Below are 25,490 nucleotides of genomic sequence, written 5' to 3' on the forward strand. Positions count from 1 at the left end.
GGGTCGGGGTCGGTACGGTGGCATCGGCGACCTGCGCCGGCGGCAGCGCCTCGGGGGTCTGCGGCAGGCGCTGGGTCACGAACAGCGCGAGCAGCGCGACCGAGGCGGCCAGGGCCGCACTACCCCCCCAGCGCCAGGTGCGGCGCTTGCCGGCGGCACTGGCCGCCTGCGCGCGCACGGCCTGCTGCGCTTCGGCGGCCACCGCCTGGCGCACGCGGGCACTGAAATCGCTGGGCGCCGGCACGCTGACACGGCCGCGCAGGATGTCGCCGCACAGCTGCCAGCGCTCGTGGCAGCCGGACAATTCCTCGTCGTGCTGCAGCCGGCGCAGCACGAAGCGCGCTTCGTCGGCCGGCAGTTCGCCGTCGATCAGGGCGGACAGTTGCTGCCGGTAGTGCAGCTCGAACTTGTCCGGCGCGGCGCTGTCGGGCGCCGGCACTGGCTTGGGAAAGGGCGTGCTATCGGTCATACGCGGTGTCGCTCACGGGTGGCGCTGTCGGTATCCAGCAGGGGACGGAGTTCGGCGTCGATGGCCTCGCGGGCGCGGAAGATCCGCGAACGCACGGTGCCGATCGGGCAGCCCATCTTCTGCGCGATGTCCTCGTAGCTCATGCCCTCCACCTCGCGCAGGGTGATGGCGGTGCGCAACTCTTCCGGCAAGGCGTTCACCGCCCTCATGACCGTCTGCTCCAGTTCCTGGCGCATCAGCTCGCGCTCGGGCGTGTCGGTGTCGCGCAGCCGGGTGCCGCTGGCGAACTGCTCGGCATCGAGCACGTCGACATCGTCGGTGGGCGGCCTGCGGTTGTGCGCGACCAGGTAGTTCTTGGCGGTGTTCACGGCGATCCGGTGCAACCATGTAGAGAACTGGGCGTCGCCGCGGAAGCTCCCCATCGCGCGGTAGGCGCGGATGAAGGTGTCCTGGGCCACGTCCTGACATTCGCTCCAGTCGACGATGTAGCGCCCGATCAGGCCGACGATCCGATGCTGGTACTTGCGCACCAGCACATCGAACGCCGCGCTTTCGCCGCGCTGCACGCGCCGGACCAGTTCCAGGTCCAGCTCCTGGGGTGTTTCGACATCGGCCATAGCGGGCCGCACTCCTGTCAGCCCAACCTACGTCGGACCCTCTGACCGCCAATTCGGAAAAAAGTTCAGCGCCCCTCAGCGGATCGCCGCCCCACGACGTTAACCGGCGTTCCGTTAGGCTGGCGCAAGGCCAGCGGTCGCGGGACGCGCCTCAATTCCCCTGCATTGGGATTTGACGCGACGGAAACAACCTCTGGATGATAACGATCTTCTCCATACACAAGCGGATGGTCCTCCCCATGCTTTCAGGCTTCGACGGGCTCCGATTCAGTCACTGGCAAGCGGATATCCGCGGCGACGGCGTCGTCGTGCTCAGCCTCGACCGCCAGGACGCGCCCGTCAACGCGCTGTCGCAGGACGTGCTGCTGGAGCTGGGCAATCTGCTCGAGCGCATCGCCATCGATCCGCCCAAGGGCGTGGTGATCCGTTCGGCCAAGGACAATGGCTTCATCGCCGGCGCCGACCTCAAGGAGTTCCAGGAGTTCGACCGCCGCGGCACCGTCAACGACGCCATCCGCCGCGGCCAGGCCACCTTCCAGAAGCTGGCGGAACTGCCCTGCCCCACGGTCGCGGCGATCCACGGCTTCTGCATGGGCGGCGGCACCGAGATCGCCCTGGCCTGCCGCTACCGCGTCGCCTCCAGCGATGCGGCCACCCGCATCGGCCTGCCCGAGACCAAGCTCGGCATCTTCCCCGGCTGGGGCGGCAGCGCGCGCCTGCCGCGGCTGATCGGCGCGCCGGCGGCGATGGACCTGATGCTCACCGGGCGTACCGTGTCGGCTTCGGCGGCGCGGGCGATGGGCCTGGTCGACAAGGTCGCCGCGCCGGCCGTGCTGACCGACACCGCGGTGGCGCTGGCCCTGTCCGGCAGCGCCCGTGCCTTCAAGCAACGCGCCACCGCCTGGGCCACCAACACCTGGCCGGCGCGCAAGCTGCTGGCGCCACAGATGCGCAAGCAGGTGGCACGCAAGGCGCGCAAGGAACACTACCCGGCGCCATACGCGCTGATCGGCGTGTGGGAGCGCAGCGGCGGCAGCGGCATCCAGGCGCGCCTGGATGCCGAGCGCAAGGCCGTGGTCAAGCTGGCCAGCACGCCGACCGCACGCAACCTGATCCGCATCTTCTTCCTCACCGAACGGCTCAAGGCGCTGGGCGGCAGGGATCACGGCATCCGCCACGTGCACGTGGTGGGCGCCGGGGTGATGGGCGGCGACATCGCCGCCTGGTCGGCCTACAAGGGCTTCGAGGTGACCCTGCAGGACCGCGAGCAGCGCTTCATCGATGGCGCGCTGAGCCGCGCCGGCGAGTTGTTCGCCAAGCGGGTCAAGGACGACAGCAAGCGCCCGGCGGTGGCGGCACGCTTAAAGGGCGACCTCGCCGGCGACGGCGTGCCGAGCGCCGACCTGGTGATCGAGGCGATCATCGAGAACCCGCAGGCCAAGCGCGAGCTGTACCAGTCCCTGGAACCGCGCATGCAGCCGACCGCGCTGCTCAGCACCAACACCTCCTCGATCCCGCTGACCGAACTGCGCGAGCACATCCAGCGCCCGGCGCAGTTCGGCGGCCTGCACTACTTCAATCCGGTAGCGCAGATGCCGCTGGTGGAGATCGTCTGCCACGACGGCCTGGCGGCGGAGAACCAGAAGCGGCTGGCCGCGTTCTGCAAGGCGATCGACAAGCTGCCGGTGCCGGTCGCCGGCACGCCCGGCTTCCTGGTCAACCGCGTGCTGTTCCCGTACATGCTGGAAGCGGCCACCGCCTACGCCGAAGGCATTCCCGGCCCGGCGATCGACAAGGCCGCGGTGAAGTTCGGCATGCCGATGGGTCCGATCGAACTGATCGACACGGTGGGCCTGGACGTGGCCGCCGGCGTCGGCGCCGAGCTGGCGCCGTTCCTGGGCCTGCCGATCCCGGCGGCGTTGCAGACGGTGGAGCCGGGCAAGCGCGGCAAGAAGGACGGCCAGGGCCTGTACACCTGGGAGAACGGCCGCGCCAAGAAGCCGGAACTGCCCAAGGACTACCGCGCGCCGGACGATCTGGAAGACCGCCTGATCCTGCCGCTGCTCAACGAGGCGGTCGCCTGCCTGCACGAAGGCGTGGTCGCCGATGCCGACCTGCTCGATGCCGGCGTGATCTTCGGCACCGGCTTCGCGCCGTTCCGCGGCGGCCCGATCCAGCACATCCGCGCCGCCGGCGCCGACGTGCTGCTGGCGCGCCTGCGCGCCCTGCAGGCCCGCTACGGCGAACGCTTCGCGCCGCGCCCGGGTTGGGAGTCGCCGGCGTTGCGCGAACCGGTGGTCTGAGCGTCGCATCTGCTTCTCGCAGGAGCGGCTTCGGCCGCGACCGGCATTCTCGAGAAAGCCCATCGCGGCTGAAGCCGCTCCTACAAAAAACGCGTTGCGGGGGGACGGGCCGAGCGCTTGCGTATGCTCCGGCCATCCACATAGGAGCGGCTTCAGCCGCGACCGGCATTCCCGGTGCGCGAAAGCGGCCGCTCAAGAACGGGAAACAACGGTGGCGCTGGCATGCGCCATCCGCAACGGTGTCGGCTATGGATGCGAATGCCCATGCGCATGACCGTGCCCGCGGTGGTCATGGGCATGATCATGCGCGTCGTGACCATGCCCACGAGGACCGTGACCACCACCCTCGCCCGCCGCGGCCGGCGCGCCACACGGCGTGGTGCCGCAATGGCCGGCTTCCATCTGCAGGGTGATGTGGTCGATGCCGAAACGCGCATGCAGGCCATCGCACAGCGCAGCGCGCAGCGCATCGGCGTCGGCGCCGTCGGCCACCACCACGTGCGCGGTCAGCGCCGGCGTGCTGGAGGCCAGCGCCCACACGTGGAGGTCGTGCACGCTGGCCACGCCGGGCGCTGCCTGCAGATGGCCACGTACCGCATCCAGATCCACGCCCTTGGGCACGCCTTCCAGCAGCACGTTGATCGCCTCGCGCAGCAGCACCCAGGTCCGCGGCAACACCCACAAGCCGATCAGCACCGCCAGAATCGGATCGATCAGTTTCCAGCCGGTGACGCGGATCGCCAGCGCACCGACGATCACCGCGACCGAGCCGAGCATGTCGCTCCACACTTCCAGGTAGGCGCCCTTCATGTTGAGGCTCTCGCCGCTGCCGGCCTTGAGCAGGCGCATCGAGATCAGGTTGATCAGCAGGCCGAACGCGGCGATGCCCAGCATGCCGACGGTAGCGATCTCCTGCGGCTGGCGGAAGCGCTGCACCGCCTCCCACAGGATGTATGCCGCCACGCCGAACAGCAGTGCGCCATTGACCAGCGCGCCCAGCGCCTCCAGCCGCGCATAGCCATAGCTGCGCTTGGCATCCGGCGGCCGCCGGCTCAGCCGGACCGCGATCAGCGCGATCATCAGCGCCAGCGTGTCGGTGGCCATGTGCGCGGCGTCGGACAACAACGCCAGGCTGTTGGTGACGAAGGCGCCGGCCACCTCCACCACCAGGAACAGCGCGGTGAGGCCGAGCGCCCACCACAGCGGCTGCTCGTGACGGATTTCGGTGGGGGCGTGGCTGTGATCGTGTCCCATGGGGCGACCGGTCGGCGATGCGAAGGAAGATGGCCGCTACCTTAGGCCTCCACCTGCGCGGAGACTATTACACCCTCGGCGCGACCGCCTGCCCCGGGACGGACGCCGTGCGCCGCGGTACTGCGTGTGCTTTAAACGTCCTTAGCCGGCAGCGCATCTTTTCCAGCGTTCGCATGACCTGGAATGGCGAACAAAACGTCGCGAGCAGTCCCCGGGTGGGTGCGGACGACACGCAGGAACCGTAGTGCACGAGTGGTACATGAGGATTCGGAGCACCGTCCGCACCCGTCTGTTGGCTGCGCAGCAGTTTTGTTAGCCGCTCTTGGCGAAGAAGCGTGGACTGCCAGCATGGCGGGCAACTCCGACAGACTGGCACGTCGCGCTGACCGCGCACTGCCAGATAGGCGTTGCGGGCCACGGCGCATCGGCCACGACCCGCAGCGTTGTTCAGCGGGTGGAACCAGCCGACGGCGCACCTGCGCTCTGCAGCTGCTGGGCCTTGGCCAGATGTTCGGCCACATGCGTGCGCGTGGTGCGCAGATGCGCGGCCACGTCCGGCGTCTTGGCCGCGGGAATCAGGGTGCTGTCGAGCATCTGCAGGGCGGCCTGGTGATCCTTGACCATCGCCATCACGTAGGCCTGCTCGAAGCGGTCACCGTCCAAGGCCTGCAGCTTGCCGGCTTCCGCCTTGGCCTTCTGCATCTGCTGCTGCGCGGGCGCGGCCTTGGTGTCGGGCCCCCATGGCGCGATCTTGGCATTGTTGTCGGAGTGCTCCTTCACCATCTGCATGGCGTAATCGCGCACCGGGCCCTTGACCTGCTTCTGCAGGGCCAGATTGCCGGCGTTGACCTCGCTGGTGTTGATCGCCGACAGCACGCCCAGCGCCTGCTTTTCGTTGAGCGTCGCCGCCCGCGCGCCCTGCATGCTGGACGCCGCCGGCGAGGCAGTCGTCGAGGGAGTGTCTTGGTGCATGGCGCCGGGATCGCGCGTGCCGGCCTGGCCGGACGTGTCGGTCTGCGCGTGGGCCAGGCCGATGCCGAGGACCGACAGCAGCGCCAGGGAAAGACCGGAACGGTAGGTACGCATGACAATTTCCTTTGCATGGCAGGTGCGGCCATGCTCCGCGGCCACTCGTGAGCGCATGGTTGAACGCGGGTGCAGGCGATGCGAAATACGCGTTCGCGTCGTCGATGCGAATCTGCGGCGTCGCACCTACGGCAACCAGCGCAGCAGCAGCACGCTGAGGCTGGCCAGCGCCAGCAGCGACAGGGTGCCGGCCGCCAGCACACGGCCACCGGAGGCGAGCACCGTGCGCAGGTTCACCGACAGGCCCAGTGCGGCCATCGCCACCAGGGTGAACAGCAGCGACAGCGTTTGCGCCGCTTCGATCACCGGTGCCGGCAGCGCACCCAGCGCGCGCAGGCCCATCATGCCGACGAAGCCGAACACGAACCACGGCACCAGTGCATGCGCCGGACGCCGCTGCGCCGGCGTTCCGCCGCGGACCAGTCCCAGCAGCAGCATCACCGGCCCCAGCATCAGCACGCGCATCAGCTTCACCAGCGCACCGACCTGCGCGCTCAGCGCACCCACCGGCACGGTCGCCGCCAGCACCTGCGGCACGGCGTACACGGTCAGACCGGCGAGGATGCCGTAATGGCGCTGGTCCAGGCCCAACAAGGGCACCGCCAGCGGCAGCAGCAACACCACCAGCACGCCGAGTGCAGCGGTGAACGCGATCGCCGCAGCGACGTCGTCGGAGTCGGCGTCGATCACCGGCGCTGCCGCCACGATCGCCGAATTGCCGCAGATCGCGTTGCCACAGGCCACCAGCGTGGCCAGCCGCGACGGCAGCCCCAGCGCGCGACCGATGCCGTAGCCGAGCGCGATCGCCAGCAGCACCACCGCGGCGATGGCGCCCAGCAACAGGCCGCCGGCCGCGCCAATGGCACCGATCCCGACCGACGCGCCGAGCAGCACGATGGCCACTTCCAGCGGCAGCTTGGCGGCGAAGGCGATGCCGGCATGGCTGGACGGCGGCAGTGGCCATGCCGTGCGCAGCAGCGTGCCGAGCACGATCGCGAACACCAGCGCATCGATCCAGCGCCGGCCCAGCCACTGCAGTTGCGCACGCTCGGCCAGCCAGGCCAAAGCGGCGACGCCGATGGCCAGGGCCAGCCCGGGCAGCAAGCCGGAAAATCTGTGCAGTGGCGCGTGCATGGGAGCGATCCGGATCGAGGTGGCGACAGGCTGCGCCTGCAAACCGTTTCACTCCATCGCATAATTATGCACACTTCATTCGACAGATCCGAACGGTGGCCGCATGACCCTGGAGCAACTCGCACTGTTCGTGGCGGTGGCCGAGCGCCAGCACCTGACCCTAGGTGCGCAGGCCGCGCATCGCACGCCCTCGGCCGCCAGCGCCGCGATCAAGGCGTTGGAGCAGCAGTACGGGGTGGCGTTGTTCGACCGGGTCGGCCGCGGCCTGGCGCTGACCGCGGCCGGTGCGGCGTTCTGCGAGGACGCCAAGGCGATCCTGGCACGCAGCCGCGCCGCCGAACTGGCGTTGAGCGAATGGCGCGGCGTGCTGCGCGGCACGCTCGACCTGCATGCCAGCCAGACCGTGGCCAGCTACTGGCTGCCGACCCGGCTGATGGCGTTTCATGCGCGCTATCCGCAGATCGAAATCCGCCTGAGCGTGGGCAACACCGACAGCGTGGCGCGCGCGGTGCGCGAGGGACGCGCCGAACTGGGCTTCGTCGAGGGGCGAGTGCAGACCCCGGAACTGCTGAGTTCGCCGCTGGACCATGACCGGCTGCGCGTGGTGGCCGCGCCAGACCACCCGCTGGCCGGGCGCCGCCGCCTCGGCTTGGCACGGATGGTCGCGGACAGCACCTGGATCATGCGCGAGCCCGGCTCGGGCACCCGCTCGGCGTTCGAGGCGGCGCTGCGCGATGCCGGCATCGCCCCGGAACGCCTGCGCGTGGCGCTGTCCCTGCCCTCCAACGAAGCGGTGCTGTCGGCGGTGCAGGCCGGGCACAGCCTGGCGGCGATCTCGCAGCTGGCCGCGGCGCCGTGGCTGGAGAGCGGCCGCCTGCACGGCATCGAAGTGGCCCTGGCCGAACGCACCTTCCATGTCCTGCGCCACCGCGAACGCGGCGTGGGCGCGGCAGCCGCCGCCCTGCTCGACTTGCAGGCGCTGCCCTCCGCGGCCTGAGCGTCGCGTGGGAAGGACGTAGACGCAGCGCGCGACATCCATTCCAAAACGAGATAGCCCTCGGCAAATGCTTCATTGGAATGGAATGCCTGTCGCTTCTATCCTCGCTCCCGGTCTCTCGCGCGCCAAGGCGGCGAAAGGGGGATGTCCGCGGCGTCACCGCCGGACATGCCACGCACGCCCTGCCACGCCGATAGACACGACATCGAGGACAACGAACAGGACAGCCTGCAGCCATGCACGCCAGCCTGCCGATGCCCACCCAGGACCGGACCCTCCGGCCTACGCCAACTTGCTCGGTCACTTTTTGTCCTGGGAGGGAACAAAAATGCCTTTGGAACAGTCCCGTCGCCCGCTCGGCCGGCGCGCGTACCGCCCTGCTGCCCGCAACCTGCTGGGCGCGGCCATCGTCCTGGCCCTGTCCGCCAGCTTCGCCGCGCACGCACAGAGCGCCACCGCCGATCCGGCGGCCACGCCCCCCGCCAAGACCGATGCCACGACCGACGCCAAGAATGGCCAGCAGCCGGTCACCCTGGACAACGTGATGGTGGTCGGCCAGCGCGCCAGCCTGGAACAGGCGGTGCAGGCCAAGCAGCTCGACGACCACGTGGTCGAGGTGATCTCCGCCGACAACATGGGGCAGATGCCCAACGTCACCGTGGCCGAGGCGCTGGTGCGCCTGCCCGGCGTCAACGGCACCCGCGACCGCGGCAACGAAAGCCTGGCCACGGTGCGCGGCCTCGGCCCGCGCATGACCATGGGCACGGTCAACGGCCGCGAGATCGCCTCCTCCGAACCCAACCGCGCGGTGCGCTGGGAAGTGTTCCCCACCGAGATCGTCTCCACCGTCAAGGTCTACAAGACGCCGTCGGCGGACCTGATCGCCGGCGGCATCGCCGCCACCGTGGACATCTCCACCATCAACCCGCTCGACCACACCGGCCCGACCTTCGTCGCCACCGCCGGCCCGGTCTACTACGACGAGGCCAAGGACGCACGCGACTACTCGCCGTGGGGCCAGCGCCTGGGTGCGAGCTGGATCCACCGCATCAACGACAACCTGGCGGTCGCGCTCGGCGCCACCTACCAGAAGCAGAAGAACGCCGGCGTCTCGATCGGCAGTTGGGGCTACACCGACGCCAGCAACGCGCGCGACGTCGATGGCGACGGCAAGGTGGACTACACGCCGTGGGGCGCGGCCGACCAGCTGAAGCTGACCGAGCAGACCCGCACCGGCGCCATGGGCACCGTGCAGTGGCGCTCGGGCAACCTGGAGCTCAAGCTCGACGGCCTGTACTCGCGCATCCGCATCGACGAGGACCAGCGCCAGAACTGGTTCAACAACCTCGGCTACAGCATCTACTCGGCCAGCAATCCGTACACCACGCCCGGCTCGTCCTACACCATCGTCGACGGCGACGTGGTCGCCGGCACCCTGGCCAACTCCAAGCTGCAGGTGGACCACGTCATCGCCAACTACAACGAGGTCAAGACGCTGGCGGCCGGCGGCCTCAACGCCAAGTGGAGCGGCGACGTGTGGACGCTGGGCAGCGACCTGTCGTTCTCGCAGGCCAAGCGCGACAACGACTGGCGCGCGGTGCGCTTCGGCAGCAATCCGGACACGGTGTCGTTCGACTTCCGCCATGGCATCACCCCCACCATCAGCACCAGCTCCGACGCGCCGGAATGGGGCATCAGCGGCCAGACCGAACCGCAGGCGTTGCGCGACCGCATCGCCGCGCTGGCGCTGAGCGCCAGCCGCGCGATCGAGGATTCGCCGGTCACCGCGCTGGAGTTCGGCGCACGCGCCGCGCGCCGCGAGAAGCAGAACCGCCACTTCACCAGCTTCCAGTCCGGCTACAACCAGCCGATCTCGGCCTACCAGGACCTGATCTATCCGGTGACGATGCCGGATCTGAACGTGCCGACCCTGACCGGCGGCGACCCGGACGCGATCGCCAAGCTCGGCTTCGGCGGCTTCGACCCCAGCCTGGCCACCGAGCAGCGCCTGGACCACTGGAACGTCGAGGAGAACGTGCGCGAGGCCTTCGCCAAGGCCGTGTTCAGTTCGCAGTGGTTCGGCGTCGACGTGACGGGCAACGCCGGCGTGCGCGTGGTCCACACCGACACCGACAGCCACGGCTACGACACCGTCGGCGGCGTGGTGCAGCCCAGCAGCGCCGGCAAGACCTACACCGACGTGCTGCCCAGCGCCACGGTCAACTTCCTGATCGACCCCGAGCGCATCCTGCGCGTGTCGGTGGCCAAGGTGATGGCGCGCCCGCCGCTGGACGAACTGCGCACCGGGCGCGCGCTCGACGACCCCAACACCACCGTCGGCCAGCTCACCGGCAGCGGCGGCAATCCGCAGCTCAACCCGTTCCGCGCCACCCAGCTCGACCTCTCCTACGAGTGGTACTTCCACAAGGAGGCGCTGGCGGCGCTGGCGCTGTACCGCAAGTGGGTGGATTCGAGCATCGGCTACAAGACCCAGCACGAGACCATCGACGGCCGCGACTACCTGATCAGCGGCCCGTTCAACGGCGGCGGCGGCTACATCAACGGCGCCGAGCTGACCTTCCAGACCCCGTTCTTCTTCATCCCGCACATGGAGAACTTCGGCATCTACTCCAACTACTCGTACGTGGAATCCAACCTGCACGAGTTCTCGCCGGCGGACAATCCGCTGCCGCTCAGCGGCCTGGCGCGCAACACCGGCACGCTGGACCTCTGGTACAACAACCGCAGTTTCGAAGCGCGGATCGGCTACAAGTACCACAGCCCCTACACCGTGGTGTACGGCTGGAACGCGGCGCGGCTGGCGCGGCTGGAGAGCGAAGGCACGGTGGACCTGAGCCTGGCCTGGCGCTACAGCGAGCACCTGGGCTTCAAGTTCCAGGTCGGCAACCTGACCAACGAACCGCTGCGCGCCTACAGCGACAACAAGCGCAACCGGCTCGCCAACCAGGACGACGGCGGCTACCAGTTGTTCGGGCGCCGCTTCGCCCTGGAAGCGACCTACACGTTCTGAGCCGGTGGAGACCCGCATGCGATCCAAACGCACCTGGCTGCCGGCGCTCGCGCTGGCCCTCGCCGCCGCCCTCGCCGCGCCCATGGCCGGCGCGGGGACGCTGTACCTGGGCGCCGACCTGTCCTACGTCAACGAGATGGAGGATTGCGGCGTGCAGTACCGCGACCACGGCACGGTGCGCGACCCGTTCGAGTTGTTCCACGCGCACGGCGCCAACCTGGTGCGCGTGCGCCTGTGGAACGATGCGCGCTGGACCCGCTACAGCGACCTGAGCGACGTCAAGAAGACCATCCGCCGGGCGCGCGCGCAGGGCATGCAGGTGCTGCTGGACTTCCACTACTCCGACGACTGGGCCGACGGCGACAAGCAACTGATCCCCAAGGCCTGGGCCAACATCACCGACCAGGACGAACTGGCGCGCACGCTGTACGGTTTCACCTACGACACGCTGAGCGCGCTGGACCGCGCCGGGCTGATGCCGGAACTGGTGCAGGTGGGCAATGAGAGCAATTCCGACCTGATGGACAGCCAGCCGTGGGACAAGCGCCGGCCGATCGACTGGAGCCGCAACGCCAAGCTGTTCAACGCCGGCATCCAGGCGGTGCGCGATGCCGGCGCGCGCTCGACGATCAAGCCCAAGGTGATGCTGCACATCGCCCAGCCGGAGAACGTGGAGCCATGGTTCGCCGCCGCGGCCAAGGCCGGCGTGCGCGATTTCGACTTCATCGGCATCAGCTACTACCGCAAGTGGTCGCGCGAGACCATGGACCAGCTCGGCGCCACCATCAAGCGCCTGCGCCAGCGCTATCCGGCCGAGGTGATGGTGGTGGAGACCGCCTACCCGTGGACGCTGGAGAGCGGCGACCCCTCGCCCAACCTGCTCGGCGCCGACTCGCTGATCAAGGGCTACCCGGCCACCCCGCAGGGCCAGCTGAACTACCTGGTCGACCTCACCCAACTGGTGGTCGACAACGGCGGCAGCGGTGTCGTGTACTGGGAGCCGGCCTGGACCAGCAACACCTGCAAGACCCGCTGGGGCGTCGGCTCCTCGTGGGAGAACGCCAGCTTCTTCGATTTCCGCCATGGCAACGAACTGCTGCCCGGCATCGGCTTCATGCAACACACCTACCGGCCGGCTCCGGCCGCTGACAACGCCGCCGCGCCCGCAGCGGACGCGCGGCCATGATCGAACTGAGCCGCCGCGACCTGCTGCGCTCGCTGGTCGCCGGCGGCATGCAGGTGGCGGTGCCTGGCGCGGCCGCGGCCCTGGCACCGGCCGCGCTGGCCGCCACGCCCGCTGGCGGCACTGCCATTGCGCCGCTCTCGTTGGACCTGGACGACGACGCGCCGCGCCAGCGCCTGCTCTGCGATGGCGGCTGGCGCTTCCACCTCGGCCACGCCGACGACCCGGCGCGCGACTTCAACTTCGGCACCTTCCAGCGCACCTACGCCAAGGCCGGCAAGGACACCGCCGATGCGGCCCTGCTCGCCTTCGACGACAGCGACTGGGAACGCGTCGACCTGCCGCACGACTGGGCGGTGGCGCTGCCACCGCGCCAGGACCCGACCTCGACCCTGGTCAACGGCGAAGACCCGGCCGCCGCGCACGGCTACATGCCGCTGGGCCGCACCGATCCGCAGACCAGCGTCGGCTGGTACCGGCGCGTGCTGGAGATTCCGGCCGAGGACCTGGGCAAGCGGATCAGCCTGGAATTCGACGGCGTGTTCCGCGATTGCATCGTGTTCTGCAACGGCCACATCGTCGGCCGCAACGGCAGCGGCTACTGCGGCTTCGAGGTCGACCTCAGCGACGTGCTCGACTACGGCGCCAGGAACATCATCGCCGTGCGCGTGGACGCCACCCTCGGCGAAGGCTGGTTCTACGAAGGCGCCGGCATCTACCGCCACGTCTGGCTGCGCACCACCGACGCGCTGCACGTGCGGCTGGACGGCGTCTACGTGCGCAGCGCCTGGGATGCCGGCGACGCGCAGGCGCTGGTGGAGACCGAACTCGGCAACCACGGCGCGACGCCGCGCCAGTGCAGCGTGGTGTCGGTGATCCGCGCCCCGGATGGGCACGTCGTCGCCCAGGCCAGCTCGGCGCCGATCACGGTCGAACCGGGCGTGGTGCAGCGCGTGCAGCAGACCCTGGACCTGGGCACGCCCGCGCCGTGGTCGCCGGAGAACCCGCAGCGCTACACCCTGTCCACGCGCCTGCTCGGCGATGGCCGCACCTGCGACGCCACCACTACGCACTTCGGCGTGCGCCGCCTGCAGTTCGACCCGCAGCGCGGCCTGCTGCTCAACGGCGCCGCCTACAAGCTGCACGGCACCAACAACCACCAGGACCATGCCGGCGTCGGCACCGCCATTCCCGACCGCCTGCACGAATGGCGCCTGCGCCAGCTCAAGTCGATGGGCTGCAATGCCTACCGCAGCGCGCACAACCCGGCCTCGCCGGCGGTGCTGGAGTTGTGCGACCGGCTGGGCCTGCTGCTGATCGATGAAACCCGGCGCATGTCCTCCGACGACGAGGCCATGGCCGAGCTGACGTCGATGGTACGGCGCGGCCGCAACCACCCCTGCGTGATGCTATGGTCGCTCGGCAACGAAGAGCCGCAGATGGTCACCGCGCGCGGCGCGCGCATCGTCGCGCGCATGCAGCGCCTGGTGCGGCGCCTGGACCCGACCCGCCCCACCACCTTCGCCATGGACAAGGGCTTCGACGACGGTGTCGGCCAGGTCGTGGACGTGGTCGGCTTCAACTACCGCACCACGCAGATGGACGCCTTCCATGCGCGCCATCCGCAGATCCCGGTCTACGGCAGCGAAACGGGCAGCACCGTCGGCGTGCGCGGCAATTACCGCACCGACGACGTGCGCGGCTATGCGCGCGCCTACGATCTCGACTACCCCTGGTGGGCCAGCAGCGCCGAAGCCTGGTGGAGCTATGTCGCGCAGCGGCCGTACATCGCCGGCGGCTTCGTCTGGACCGGCTTCGACTACCGCGGCGAGCCGACTCCGTACAACCGCTGGCCGAACGTGGCCTCGCAGTTCGGCATCCTCGACAGCTGCGGCTTTCCCAAGGACAACTACTGGTACTACCGCGCGCAGTGGACCGCCGAGCCGGTGCTGCACCTGTTCCCGCACTGGAACTGGGACGGCCTGCTGGAGGAGCGCGACAACGGCATGGTCGACGTGTGGTGCCACAGCAACCTGGACGCGGTGGAACTGCTGGTCAACGGCGTCAGCCAGGGCCTGCAGCAGGTGCCGGCCTACGGCCACGTCGAGTGGCGCGTGCGCTACGCACCCGGCCGCATCGAAGCGCGCGGCTACCGCGGCGGCAAGCAGGTGCTGACGCAGCTCCGCGAGACCGTGGGCGCCCCGGCCGGGGTGCGCCTGCGCTGCGAACGCACGACCCTGCTGGCCGACGCCGAGGATGTCGCCGTGGTCGCAGTTGAAATCGTCGATGCGCAAGGCCGCATCGTGCCGACCGCTAGCGACGCCGTGCACTTCACCGTCCACGGCCCCGGCCGCCTGATCGGCGTGGGCAACGGCGACCCGTCCAGCCACGAAAGCGACAAGGCCGACCATCGCCGGGCCTTCAACGGCCTGTGCATGGCCTTGCTGCAGACCACGCGCACGGCGGGCACGCTGACGTTGGAGGCCACGGCGCCGGGGTTGGCACCGGCGCGGCTGGCGCTGAAGAGTGTGCGCACCAAGCCGCGGCCGTTCGTCGCCTGATGCGGGCACCCGCTTTCAAGAAGCTGCGCGGCGCCATCGTCATGCGCTCCCGGCTCGGTACTCCTACGCGGCGCTTACGCGCCATCTACGCCCGCCCAAGCCGTGGTCGGCACGATCGCTACGCACACTGAAGTGAAGCGGCTGGCGCTTCATTCCGAAGCCGATCCACGACGCCTCGCCAGCATCGCCGCACCCACAAAGCTGCATCGCCCCAGCGATGCGCGCTCCCCCACCGCGCATCGCGGCGCGGGAGCGCCAGCCCTCACCGCAAGCGCGAGAAGGCACCGATACCGGCGATCGCCAGCCGCTCGGCGGGCACCGCCGTTTCGGCGAACGACAGGCGCAGGTAACGGATCTGGCGGACCTCGGGAAAATTCAGACGCTGGGTCGCGAGCGCGTAGGCGATATTGGACAACTCGCCGCCGCCGGCCGGCTGCCAGTGCTGGCCATCCTCGCTGCTTTCGGCGCGATAGCCCTTCGGCGGCGCCGCACCGTTCATCACCGTGCGCGAGGGGGTGAGGCTGAAGCCAGCGACGTCACGCAGCGCACCGAGGTCGATGGTCACCTGCGCGGGATGGCCCGGCGTGGGAGCGGGCACGACCCAGATCGTGCCGGCATCGTCGTCGAGCAACTTCTCCGCTCCCGGCGCGCTGGCCGCGACGATGCGCCAACCCGCGGTGGACAGCACGTCCGGCGCGTTCGTCGTGGGCCGGGCGACCGCAACTGGCGCCACCGCGCGGAACAGCGCGAATTCGCTGATCGCCGGACAGACCGGCGCCTCGAGCACACGCAGGCGCACACGGCGTGCGGCGACCGGACGATCGAGCCGCAGGATCCGCTGCGCGCCGATGCATTGCGCTTCAGCCAAGCGCTGCCATTGCCCATCCACCTCGGCTTCGATCGCGAAGCGGGTGACGCGCACGCCCAGCGGCAGGTATTCGCGCAGCCGGATCAGGTCGAAGCTGCGCACCTCCGACAGCTCCAGTGTCAGCGTTGGCGTAGTGATCTCGTCCGGCGTGGACCAGTAGCTGTCCGGCTGGCGGTCGAGCACGCGCGCCGGCTCGAACCCTGGGCCGCGCGACGCGCTGGCGCTGGCCTTGGCGCCCTTGGCCAGATCGATGGCGAAGCTGGCGCGGATCGCGTCGCCGAAGCTCTTCAACACCGCGACGTCGTGGTCGGCGATGCGGCCGCGTCGGTCCGGCGGAAGATTGAGGTTCATGTTGGTGCCGCGCGCGACCGAGGTATCGAAGTAGCGCACCAGATTCTCCGGACTGCGCACCTTGCCGTCTTCGTCGGCATGGTAGAACCAGCCCGGGCGGATCGAGGTGTTGGTTTCCGCCGGCCACCACAGGGCTGCACCACGCACGCCAGCGTTGCCGTTTTCCTGCGTGTAAGGCGCATTGGGCATGGTCGGCCAGCACGGATCGCCGGCCACGCCCTCCTCGTTGCCGACCCAACGGATATCCGCGCCCAGCGGGTCGAAGGTGCAGGCCATCGGCTGGTATTGGTGGACCAGCTCGATCATCCGCGGCCAGTTGTAGTAAGCGGGGGCATCTATCTTGCGCGTCTCGCGCGCCCCACCGTAGTAACCGTCGCCACCATTGGCGCCGTCGAACCAGAACTCGAACAGGTCGCCATAACCCGTGCACAGCTCGACAATCTGCTTGCGGAAATAGTCGAGATAGCCGAGACGGCCATACTCGGCGTGGTTGCGGTCCCAGGGAGAAAGATAGATGCCGAAGGCCAGGCCGGCACGCCGGCAAGCCGCGGCCATTTCGCCGACGATGTCGCCCTTGCCGTTCTTGTAGGGCGAATTGCGAATGCAGTGCTCGGTCAGGCGCGTCGGCCACAGGCAGAAGCCATCGTGGTGCTTGGCGGTAAAGATGAGTCCCTTGAGATTACCGGCCTTTGCAGCAGCGACGATCTGATCGGCGGAGAAATCGCTGGGGTCGAATCTGCGCGGATCTTCGTCGCCGTAACCCCATTCCTTGTCGGTGAAGGTGTTCATCGCAAAGTGCACGAAGGCGTATTGCTCCCACCGATGCCATCGCAACTGCCGCGCGCTGGGGACAGCGCCCCATGGCGCAGGCGCGCTGGAGCGCGGCGCAGCCGCGATTCCCGCAGCGGATGCGCTGAAACTTGCTGCGGCGGCCGCAACACCAGTGACAAGAAAGGTACGACGGTCGATCATTGGCGCCCCACACGCATGCGAACTCGGATCTTAGCTTTTCCACAGGCAGAACTGTGCCACCCCGATGTCACGGACCGCTGCGCAAGGGAGAGAGCTCCCATCCTGAGGCGATTCTTCGCTGCCTTTGGGGAATGCACCTTACGTTGTCGTGGACTCCCTTCCCGCGCCACCACGCGCTGGCCTCCGGTCAGTCGGATGCCGCGTCCACAGCCGGCATGGATGCGGTGATGCAGGTGTTGCGCACGGATGGGACATCGCGCGCGCCATTGATCGGTCTTGCTGCAAGACTCCACGGACACGGGACAGCACCGGAGCTCCACGGAAGATCGGCAGGAGAGGCGCTCCTCGCCATGCAGTGGGCGGGAGTGGCACCACTCCTGTCATTTGTTGGCTCCACCCGTCCATACTTGCCCACGGCCAATCATCACGAAATCTTTTAAGCCTTTGAATCAAATGCAGAATCGAGAAAAAACTCAAGCACCTGGAAGCGCGGTGGAACACACCCCGCTGATGAAGCAGTTCTTCGCCGCCAAGTCCGAGTACCCGGACCTGCTGCTGTTCTTCCGCATGGGCGATTTCTACGAACTGTTCTACGACGACGCGCGCAAGGCCGCGCGGCTGCTGGACATCACCCTGACCCAGCGCGGCAGTTCCGGCGGTGCGCCGATCCCGATGGCCGGGGTGCCGGTGCATGCCTACGAGGGCTATCTGGCGCGACTGGTGGCGCTGGGCGAGTCGGTGGCGATCTGCGAGCAGATCGGCGATCCGGCGCTGGCCAAGGGCCTGGTCGAGCGCAAGGTGGTGCGCATCGTCACCCCGGGCACGGTGACCGACGAGGCACTGCTGGACGAGCGCCGCGACACCCTGCTGATGGCCATCGCGCGCACCAAGCAGGGCTACGGCCTGGCCTGGGCCGACCTGGCAGGCGGCCGCTTCCTGGTCAACGAGGTGGACAGCGAGGACGCGCTGGAAGCGGAACTGGCGCGGCTGGAGCCGGCCGAGCTGCTGGTGCCCGACGAGGACCAGTGGCCGGAGTTCCTGCGCGAGCGCCGCGGCGTGCGCCGCCGGGCGCCGTGGCTATTCGACGCCGACAGCGGCCGCCGCCAATTGTTGGCGTTCTTCCAGGTGCACGATCTGAGCGGCTTCGGCATCGACGACAAACCACGCGCCACTGCCGCCGCCGGCGCCCTGCTCGGCTACGTGGAGGAAACCCAGAAGCAGCGTCTGCCGCACCTGACCGCGATCGCGATGGAGACCGCCAGCGAGGCGATCGCGATGAACGCGGCCACCCGCCGTCATCTTGAATTGGACACGCGCGTCGACGGCGACACCCGCAACACCCTGCTCGGCGTACTCGACAGCACGGTCACGCCGATGGGCGGGCGCCTGCTGCGGCGCTGGCTACACCGTCCGTTGCGCCTGCGCGAGGTGCTGGTGCAGCGCCACCACGCGGTCGGCACGCTGATCGACCGCGGCGCCGATGCCGACCTGCGCGAGGCGTTCCGCGCGCTCGGCGACGTCGAGCGCATCCTCACCCGCGTCGCCCTGCGCTCGGCGCGCCCGCGCGACTTCTCCACGCTGCGCGACGGCCTGGGCCTGCTGCCGAAGGTGCGCGCGATCCTGGCACCGCTGGATTCGCCACGGCTGGCGGCGCTGGCGGCGGAACTGGGCCAGCACGACGAAATCGCGCACCTGCTGGCGTCGGCGATCGCCGAGCAGCCGCCGCTCAAGCTCAGCGACGGCGGTGTCATCGCGGCCGACTACGACGCCGAACTGGACGAGTTGCGCCGGCTCAGCACCCACGCCGACCAGTTCCTGATCGATCTGGAAGCGCGCGAACGCGCCAGCAGCGGCATCGCTACGCTGAAGGTCGGCTACAACCGCGTGCACGGTTACTACATCGAGATCAGCAAGGGCCAGGCCGACAAGGCGCCGGTGCACTACAGCCGGCGCCAGACCCTGACCAACGCCGAGCGCTACATCACCGAAGAACTGAAGAACTTCGAGGACAAGGTGCTGTCGGCGCGCGAACGGGCGCTATCGCGCGAGAAGCTGCTCTACGAAGGCCTGCTGGACACGCTGGGCGAGCGCCTGGAGCCGCTCAAGCGCGCCGCCGCCGCGCTCAGCGAACTGGACGTCCTGGCCGGCTTCGCCGAACGCGCGCAGGCGCTGGACTGGACCCAGCCGGAGCTGGACAGCGGCGCCTGCCTGCGCATCGAGCGCGGCCGCCACCCGGTGGTGGAAGCGGTGCGCGAGCAACCGTTCGAACCCAACGATCTGGACCTGCATCCCGACCGTCGCATGTTGGTCATCACCGGCCCGAACATGGGCGGTAAATCGACCTACATGCGCCAGAACGCGCTGATCGTGCTGCTCGCGCACATCGGCAGCTACGTGCCGGCGCGGCGCGCGGTGATCGGCCCGATCGACCGCATCCTCACCCGCATCGGCGCCGGCGACGACCTGGCCCGCGGCCAGTCGACCTTCATGGTCGAAATGGCCGAGACCAGCTACATCCTGCACCACGCCACCGCGCAGTCGCTGGTGCTGATGGACGAGATCGGCCGCGGCACCTCCACCTACGACGGCCTGGCGCTGGCCGATGCGGTGGCCCGCCACCTCGCGCACCACAACCGCTGCTACACGCTGTTCGCCACGCACTATTTCGAGCTGACCGCGCTGGCCGACGAATCGGTCGAAGGCGGCCCCAGCGGCATCGCCAACGTGCACCTGGACGCGGTCGAGCACGGCGACCGCTTGGTGTTCATGCACGCGGTCAAGGACGGCCCGGCCAACCGCAGTTTTGGCCTGCAGGTGGCGGCGCTGGCCGGCCTGCCCAAGATCACCGTGGCGCAGGCACGGCGGCGCCTGGCGGAACTGGAACAGCGCGGCGGCGAGAGCCACGCCTCGCAGATGGCGCCGCAGGCCCTGGACGCGCCGCAGCAGTTCGGCCTGTTCGCGGCCACGCCCTCCGCCGCACAGGAGGCGCTGGCCGCACTGGATCCGGACGAACTCACGCCCAAGCAGGCGCTGGAAGCGCTGTACCGGCTCAAGTCGCTGCTGTAAGCGGCATGCGATTTAGCCCCTCTCCCACCGGGAGAGGGGTTGGGGTGAGGGTCCGGCGCGAAGCGTCTCGCAATGTCAGGGCACACGAGGCTGCGCCCGCACCCTCATCCGCCCCTGCGGGGCACCTTCCCCCAAAAGGGGGCCATGGTCCCGGAGGGAGAAGGGAAGCGCCGTAGCCCCTCTCCCACAGGGAGAGAGGTTGGGGTGAGAGTCCGGCACGAAGCGTCTCGCAGTGTCAGGGCGCACGAGGCTGCGCCCGCACCCTCATCCGCCCCTTCGGGGCACCTTCCCCCAAAAGGGGGCCATGGTCCCGGTGGGAGAAGGGAAGTGCCAAAGCCCCTCTCCCACCGGGAGAGGGGTTGGGGTGAGGGTCCGTCCACACGGGCACACCCACCAGTGGCCCACCTTCCGCTACGCGGTCGCCGGCACAGCATTCGGGCGCGGCATGAACGGGTTCGGATGCGCGGCCAGCAGCGCATCGTCGATGGCCGCTGCACGCTGCGCCGCCGGCCGCGCCATGTGCCGCTGCACGAACGCGACGAACGCCGGCCGCGCCTGCAGCACACCGATGCGCGTGTAGAAGCCGAGGAACGCGGCGGCATACAGGTCGGCCGCACTGAAGCGGTCGCCGGCCAGGTGCTCGCGACCGGCGACGCCCTGCTCCAGCATGTCCAGCAGGTCCTCGCCATGGCCGTAGCCGGCGCTGTGCGCCGGCGCCAGCGTGCCGTGCTGCTTGGCGGTCAGGAAGGCCTCGGCCGGCCCGGCGAGCAGGAACAGCCAGCGGTAGTAATCGCCCCGCGCCGGCGATCCCAGTGGCGGCGCCAGCTGCCGCTCCGGCACCAGATCGGCCAGGTAAGCGCAGATCGCCGCATTCTCGGTGACGGTGGTGGTGCCGTGGGTCAACGCCGGCACCTTGCCCATCGGGTTGATCGCCAGGTACGCCGGTGCCTTCATGCCGGTGCCGTAGTCGAGGATCTGCGCGCGGTACGCCAGGCCGGTTTCTTCGAGCATCCAGCGCGCGATGCGGCCGCGCGACATGGGATGGGTGTAGAGCACAAGATCGTGGGACATGGTCGGACTCCGTGGTGGACGCCGTGCAGTCTGCGCCGCCCCTGTTGACAGCCGCTGTCAGGAGCCGACGCGGTGTCCGGTCGCGGCGCGCCAGCGCCGGATCAGCAGATGCCTGCGGTCCGGATAGCGTTCGCCGTCGTCGTGCAGCGCCAGCACCCGGTCGGCACGGAAATGGCGGAAGTCGCCGCGCAGTTCGCACCACGCCGCGATCATGCCGAAGCCGCCCAGGAAGGCCATCGCGAACGGCCAGATGCGCCGTTGCGAGGCGACACCGCCGGCATCGGCGTAGTCCATGTGCAATACGTGTTCCAGGCGGATGCCGCGGCGCAGGACCGGCAGCCACGGCGCCGCCGGTTGCGCGGGCGGGGCCGCCGGCACCAGCAGCCCGCTTGTCTCCAGCGCCAGCCGCAACGGCGCCGGCAACGACGCCCCGATCCGGGTGATGGCGCGCTGCGCGGCCTGCGCCAGTTCCGGATCGGCCTGGCTCGCCACCCAGCGCGCGCCCAGAGTCAGCGCTTCCAGCTCGTCCTCGCTGAAATTCAACTCCGGCAGCAGGAAGCCCGGGCGCAGCACGTAGCCCACGCCGGGGTCGCCGAGGATGTCGGCGCCCTGCCCGCGCAGGCTGGCGATGTCGCGGTACAGCGTGCGCAGGCTCACTCCCAGGTCGGCGGCGAGCTGCGCGCCAGCCACGGGGCGGCGACGCCCGCGCAGGGCGTCGAGCAGGCGCAGCAGACGGGTGGCGCGTTGGGTCATCGCGACAGGATAGTGGGGAGGCGCCGACGACGGGAGCCGCCGTTGCGCCAGGCAGCGTCGGCCTGCCGCTGCATTCGGATCGGTGTCGTCCTGCGCAGCGACGCTGTCGCCTGGAGGAAACAGGGCCTCCTATACTCCACGGCGAACGCGCCGCCCTGCTCACCGCAAGTGGACCGGCGACACCAGCACAGGCCGCATGCGTCCGCGGCGGCCACATCCAACGAGGGACTGCATGCAGCCACGCTCGCGAACGTCGTCACGCCCCCCTGTCGGCCGCGCCGCGGCAGGCGTCATGCACACGCCGCGCCCGCGTAGCGGCCACTGCGGCAGTCGGGACTGAGGCGGCGACGATGGAATTTGCCCTTTTCGCCATCGGCGTGGTCGTCGGCGCGGTGCTGTTGCATCTGGCGCGCCCTCGCGGGCGCAGCGCCTCCGCGCAACGGCCTGCACCGGCAACCGATACCAGCGACAACAATCACACCGCGCCCGAAGTAACGCAGGAGACCCCGGCGCAACATCTGCAGCGGCTGCGCCAGCAGGTGGAAGCGCAGGACGAGCAGATCCACAGCCCTGCCGATCTGGCGCAGATTCCGCAGTTCCAGCAAGGCGTGGCGCTGCTGGCGGGCACGGAGTTCTCCCATCAGGAACTGGTCGAGGCGCTGGGCAGCCCAGGCTACGTGCTGCCGTGCATGGCGGCGCAGGCCTTGGCGCAGCGCCGCCACCCGGATGCGGATGCGGTCCTGGACATGCTCCCGCACCTGGGCTCGTATCCGTTGAGCTTCCTGTTCGACTACCTGCAGCGCCTGCCGGATGCCGACCATCTGCACGCGCTGCTGCGCCACGCACGCGACTGGTGGTGGAACATCGTCCCGTTCCGGCAACGCCTGCGCGCCTATCTGCAGTGGGCCGCAAGCAAGGCCCCGGCGGACCGCCCGGTGGATTTCGACGAACTCGACGATGCAGCGCTGACCGCGCTCGGCGACACCCTCGCACAGTTCAAGGAACCCGTGCTGGAACCGTTCCTGCAGCGCCTGCACGACGCACGCAAGCAGCGTCGCGAGCAGCGCGTGCTCGGCGGCTTCGGCCGCGTCGTCGCCGCAGTGCCGGCGCGCCTGCGCCTGCGCCACCCTGGGCTGGACGCGGCCTTGCAGCGCGCCTACGAGCACGTGGTGGCCACGCCCCCGCAGCCGGTGCTGCTTGTCGGCGAGCACGGCGTGGGCAAGAGCGTGCTGATCGACCTGCTCAGCGAACGCCTGCTCGCCGAAGGGTGGCGCGTGTTCGAGGCGTCCGCCGCGGAGATCCTGGCCGGGCAGAGCTACATCGGCGAACTGGAGGGACGCATCCGCGAGATGTTGGCGGTGCTGCACCGTGAGCGCGCCCTGTGGCGCGCGCCGGACTTCTACGACCTGCTGCACAAGGGTGCGCATTCGCGCGATCCGCGCGGCATCCTCGATCTGGCGCTGCCGGCCCTGGAGCGCGGCGAACTGCGCCTGATCGGCGAGATCACCCCGCGGCAACTGGCGCAATTGCAGGTGGCGCGGCCGACCACGCGCTCGCGCTTCGAGGTGGTGACGCTGGAACCGGCCGCGCCCGCCGCGCTGGCACAGATCGGCGCACAGTGGGCGCAGGCCCAGGCACAGGCGCTGCAGACCGACGTGATCGACACCCGTGCCCTGGTCGAAGCCGAACGCCTGGCCGCGCAGTATTTCCCCGACCAGCACGAACCCGGCCGCCTGCTGCAACTGCTCGACGAGACCCTGCAGGCCGCGAAGGACGGTGACGGCGCGCGCTTGCCGCTGGACGACGATGCCCTGTTGCAGGCGCTGTCCAGGCGCAGCGGCCTGCCGCTGGAGGTGATCGACGATCGCCAACGGCTGGAACTGGATGCGCTGCGCCGCTTCTTCCGCAAACGCGTGCTGGGCCAGGACGAGGCGGTGGAGACGCTGCTCGACCGCATCGCCATGCTCAAGGCCGGACTGATCGACAGCCGCCGCCCGATCGGCGTGTTCCTGTTCGCCGGCCCGACCGGCACCGGCAAGACCGAACTGGCCAAGGCACTGGGCGAACTGCTGTTCGGCACCCCCGAGCGCCTGCTGCGCCTGGACATGAGCGAGTTCCAGGGCGAGGACGCGCTGTACCGGCTCACCGGCGACGACAGCGGCGGGCAGCGCACGCTGATCGCACGCATCCGCGAACAGCCGTTCTCGGTGGTGCTGCTGGACGAGTTCGAGAAGGCCCACCCCAAGGTCTGGGACCTGTTCCTGCAGGTGTTCGACGACGCTCGCCTGAGCGACCGCAACGGCAACACCGCCGACTTCCGCCACAGCATCATCATTCTCACCAGCAACGTCGGCGCCACGCTGGCCCGCGGCGCCGGCCCCGGCTTCGCCACCGTCGCCGGCGGCTACTCGCGCAGCGCCGTGGAAAAGGCGGTGTACGAGACCTTCCGCCGCGAGTTCGTCAACCGGCTCGACCGCGTGGTGCTGTTCAACCCGCTGGATCGCGCACTGATGCGCGAGATCCTGCACAAGGAGCTGGATCGCACGCTGACCCGACGCGGCCTGCGCAATCGCGCCTGGGCGGTGGAATGGGAGCCGTCGGCGATCGAATTCCTGCTCGACCGCGGCTTCACCCCGGACCTGGGCGCGCGGCCGCTGCGCCGCGCGATCGACCAGCATCTGCTCGCGCCGCTGGCCCGCAGCATCGTCGAACAACGCGCCCCCGAAGGCGACCAGTTCCTGTTCGTGCGCGGCGCCGGCGACCGCCTCGACGTGCGCTTCATCGCGCCGGACGCGCCGCCGACACCAGAGCCCCTGCCCACCGCGGTCGACACCGCGGCGCCGACGGATCTGCGCGACCTGGTGTATGCACCCAGCGCAGACAGCGCTGTCCTGCCGCGCCTGGACGCAGTCTTGCGCAGCCTGCAGGACCTGCATGCCACGCCGGCCTGGCAGCAGGCGCGCGAGGCCGACTTCGCCACCATGGGCGAGCGCGATTTCTGGTCGCAATCGGGCCGCTTCCAGGTGCTGGACCGGATCGAGCGCCGCGACCGCACCGAAAGCGCGCTGGCGACCGCCGTGCGCCTGCGCGCGCGGCTGGACAGCGCGCAGCGCGACAGCGAGTTCGTGGGGCGCCTGACGCAGTTGCTGTGGCTGCTGCGCCTGGCCAGCACCGCGCTGCAGGAGCAGCGCCCGCAGGATGCGCTGCTGGACCTGCGCATCGGCCCCAGCGAATTGCACCGGCATCCGGCCGAAGCGCGGCAGTGGTGGCAACGCCTGCTGCAGATGTATCTGGCCTGGGCCGAGCAGCGCAACATGCGGGTGGAAGTATTGGCGCAGGACCCGCAGCAGGGGCATGCCTGGCTGGCCATCGCCGGTTTCGGCGCGCTCGCATTGCTGGAAGCGGAAGCGGGCCTGCACGTGCAGGAACAGGAAGTCGACGAACCCACCCTGCGCCGGCTCGCGGTACAGGTGCGGGTCGCCCCGGACCTGCCCGGGCAGGCACGGCGCGCGCCCATCGACGAGGACGAATTGCGGGTGTGCCGGCGCTACCGGATCGCGCCTTCGCCGCTGGTGCGCGACAGCGTCCGCGGCTGGCGCAGTGGACGGCTGGAACGGGTGCTGGGGGGAGACTTCGACGTGATGCCTGTGGCCTGAGTCCCGGCGCCCGCGCATCGACCCTTGCGCAACGGCCGATGGCCCATCGAATCGTCTTGGCGGGATGGGAACGCGGGCGGCCACTGTGCGGCACCCGCTACCGGCTGGCGGCGGTCGA

The 25,490-nt window shown here is 69.6% G+C and carries 15 protein-coding genes and 1 other RNA gene; 7 read left to right on the plus strand and 9 right to left on the minus strand.

Annotation, left to right across the window (positions count from 1 at the left end; translation table 11 throughout):
- On the minus strand, window positions 1-469 hold a 469-nt coding region (locus ACP93_RS18260), incomplete at its 3' end, for a sigma-E factor negative regulatory protein (protein WP_048492109.1).
- On the minus strand, window positions 466-1,086 hold the full coding sequence (gene rpoE, locus ACP93_RS18265) for an RNA polymerase sigma factor RpoE (RefSeq protein WP_048492085.1): 621 nt from the start codon (window positions 1,084-1,086) through the stop codon (window positions 466-468). The genes rpoE and ACP93_RS18260, both read right to left, overlap by 4 nt.
- A gap of 239 nt (window positions 1,087-1,325) precedes the next feature.
- Between rpoE and ACP93_RS18270 the strand changes: the two genes are divergently transcribed.
- Complete coding sequence (locus ACP93_RS18270) at window positions 1,326-3,389, plus strand: 3-hydroxyacyl-CoA dehydrogenase NAD-binding domain-containing protein (protein ID WP_048492086.1); 2,064 nt, start codon at window positions 1,326-1,328, stop codon at window positions 3,387-3,389.
- Between the two features lie 246 nt (window positions 3,390-3,635).
- Here ACP93_RS18270 and ACP93_RS18275 read toward each other — a convergent pair whose 3' ends face one another.
- From ACP93_RS18275 to ACP93_RS18285, 4 genes are all read right to left on the minus strand, one after another.
- Window positions 3,636-4,643 carry a cation diffusion facilitator family transporter gene (locus tag ACP93_RS18275; protein WP_048492087.1) on the minus strand — a complete coding sequence of 336 codons (1,008 nt, stop codon included), beginning with the start codon at window positions 4,641-4,643 and terminating at the stop codon, window positions 3,636-3,638.
- Window positions 4,644-4,828: 185 nt separating this feature from the next.
- A non-coding RNA gene (locus ACP93_RS21340) (sX9 sRNA) lies at window positions 4,829-4,904 on the minus strand.
- A gap of 186 nt (window positions 4,905-5,090) precedes the next feature.
- Window positions 5,091-5,729: a DUF4142 domain-containing protein gene (locus ACP93_RS18280; protein ID WP_228136087.1), complete on the minus strand. Its 639-nt coding sequence runs from the start codon at window positions 5,727-5,729 to the stop codon at window positions 5,091-5,093.
- A gap of 126 nt (window positions 5,730-5,855) precedes the next feature.
- Window positions 5,856-6,863, minus strand: coding sequence for a YeiH family protein (locus ACP93_RS18285; protein ID WP_048492088.1), 1,008 nt, complete (start codon window positions 6,861-6,863; stop codon window positions 5,856-5,858).
- 103 nt (window positions 6,864-6,966) lie between these two features.
- Here ACP93_RS18285 and ACP93_RS18290 point away from each other — a divergent pair, with 103 nt between their 5' ends.
- From ACP93_RS18290 to galA, 4 genes are all read left to right on the plus strand, one after another.
- Window positions 6,967-7,860 (plus strand): LysR family transcriptional regulator, encoded by an 894-nt coding sequence (locus tag ACP93_RS18290; RefSeq protein ID WP_048492089.1) that lies wholly within the window; start codon window positions 6,967-6,969, stop codon window positions 7,858-7,860.
- Window positions 7,861-8,188: 328 nt separating this feature from the next.
- The gene (locus ACP93_RS18295; RefSeq protein ID WP_048492090.1) at window positions 8,189-10,891 is read left to right on the plus strand and encodes a TonB-dependent receptor; all 2,703 of its coding nucleotides are present in this window, start codon (window positions 8,189-8,191) and stop codon (window positions 10,889-10,891) included.
- Window positions 10,892-10,907: 16 nt separating this feature from the next.
- Window positions 10,908-12,077 carry a glycoside hydrolase family 53 protein gene (locus ACP93_RS18300; protein WP_048492111.1) on the plus strand — a complete coding sequence of 390 codons (1,170 nt, stop codon included), beginning with the start codon at window positions 10,908-10,910 and terminating at the stop codon, window positions 12,075-12,077.
- On the plus strand, window positions 12,074-14,635 hold the full coding sequence (gene galA / locus ACP93_RS18305; protein WP_048492091.1) for a beta-galactosidase GalA: 2,562 nt from the start codon (window positions 12,074-12,076) through the stop codon (window positions 14,633-14,635). The genes ACP93_RS18300 and galA overlap by 4 nt, the downstream gene beginning before the upstream one ends.
- Before the next feature lie 262 nt (window positions 14,636-14,897).
- Here galA and ACP93_RS18310 read toward each other — a convergent pair whose 3' ends face one another.
- Complete coding sequence (locus ACP93_RS18310) at window positions 14,898-16,826, minus strand: alpha-L-fucosidase (RefSeq protein WP_048492092.1); 1,929 nt, start codon at window positions 16,824-16,826, stop codon at window positions 14,898-14,900.
- A gap of 453 nt (window positions 16,827-17,279) precedes the next feature.
- On the opposite strand from ACP93_RS18310, the gene mutS reads away from it, so the two are divergent.
- Window positions 17,280-19,892 carry a DNA mismatch repair protein MutS gene (gene mutS / locus ACP93_RS18315; protein WP_048492093.1) on the plus strand — a complete coding sequence of 871 codons (2,613 nt, stop codon included), beginning with the start codon at window positions 17,280-17,282 and terminating at the stop codon, window positions 19,890-19,892.
- Window positions 19,893-20,303: 411 nt separating this feature from the next.
- On the opposite strand, the gene ACP93_RS18320 is transcribed toward mutS, so the two are convergent.
- Both ACP93_RS18320 and ACP93_RS18325 read right to left on the minus strand, forming a co-directional pair.
- Window positions 20,304-20,963 carry a glutathione S-transferase family protein gene (locus ACP93_RS18320; RefSeq protein ID WP_048492094.1) on the minus strand — a complete coding sequence of 220 codons (660 nt, stop codon included), beginning with the start codon at window positions 20,961-20,963 and terminating at the stop codon, window positions 20,304-20,306.
- A 57-nt stretch (window positions 20,964-21,020) separates the two neighbouring features.
- On the minus strand, window positions 21,021-21,716 hold the full coding sequence (locus ACP93_RS18325; RefSeq protein ID WP_048492095.1) for a helix-turn-helix transcriptional regulator: 696 nt from the start codon (window positions 21,714-21,716) through the stop codon (window positions 21,021-21,023).
- Between the two features lie 350 nt (window positions 21,717-22,066).
- Between ACP93_RS18325 and ACP93_RS18330 the strand changes: the two genes are divergently transcribed.
- Complete coding sequence (locus ACP93_RS18330) at window positions 22,067-25,372, plus strand: AAA family ATPase (RefSeq protein WP_048492096.1); 3,306 nt, start codon at window positions 22,067-22,069, stop codon at window positions 25,370-25,372.
- Window positions 25,373-25,490 lie beyond the last annotated feature (118 nt).

The organism is Xanthomonas sp. NCPPB 1128 (assembly GCF_001043115.1).
In the GTDB taxonomy this organism is placed as follows: Bacteria; Pseudomonadota; Gammaproteobacteria; order Xanthomonadales; family Xanthomonadaceae; genus Xanthomonas_A.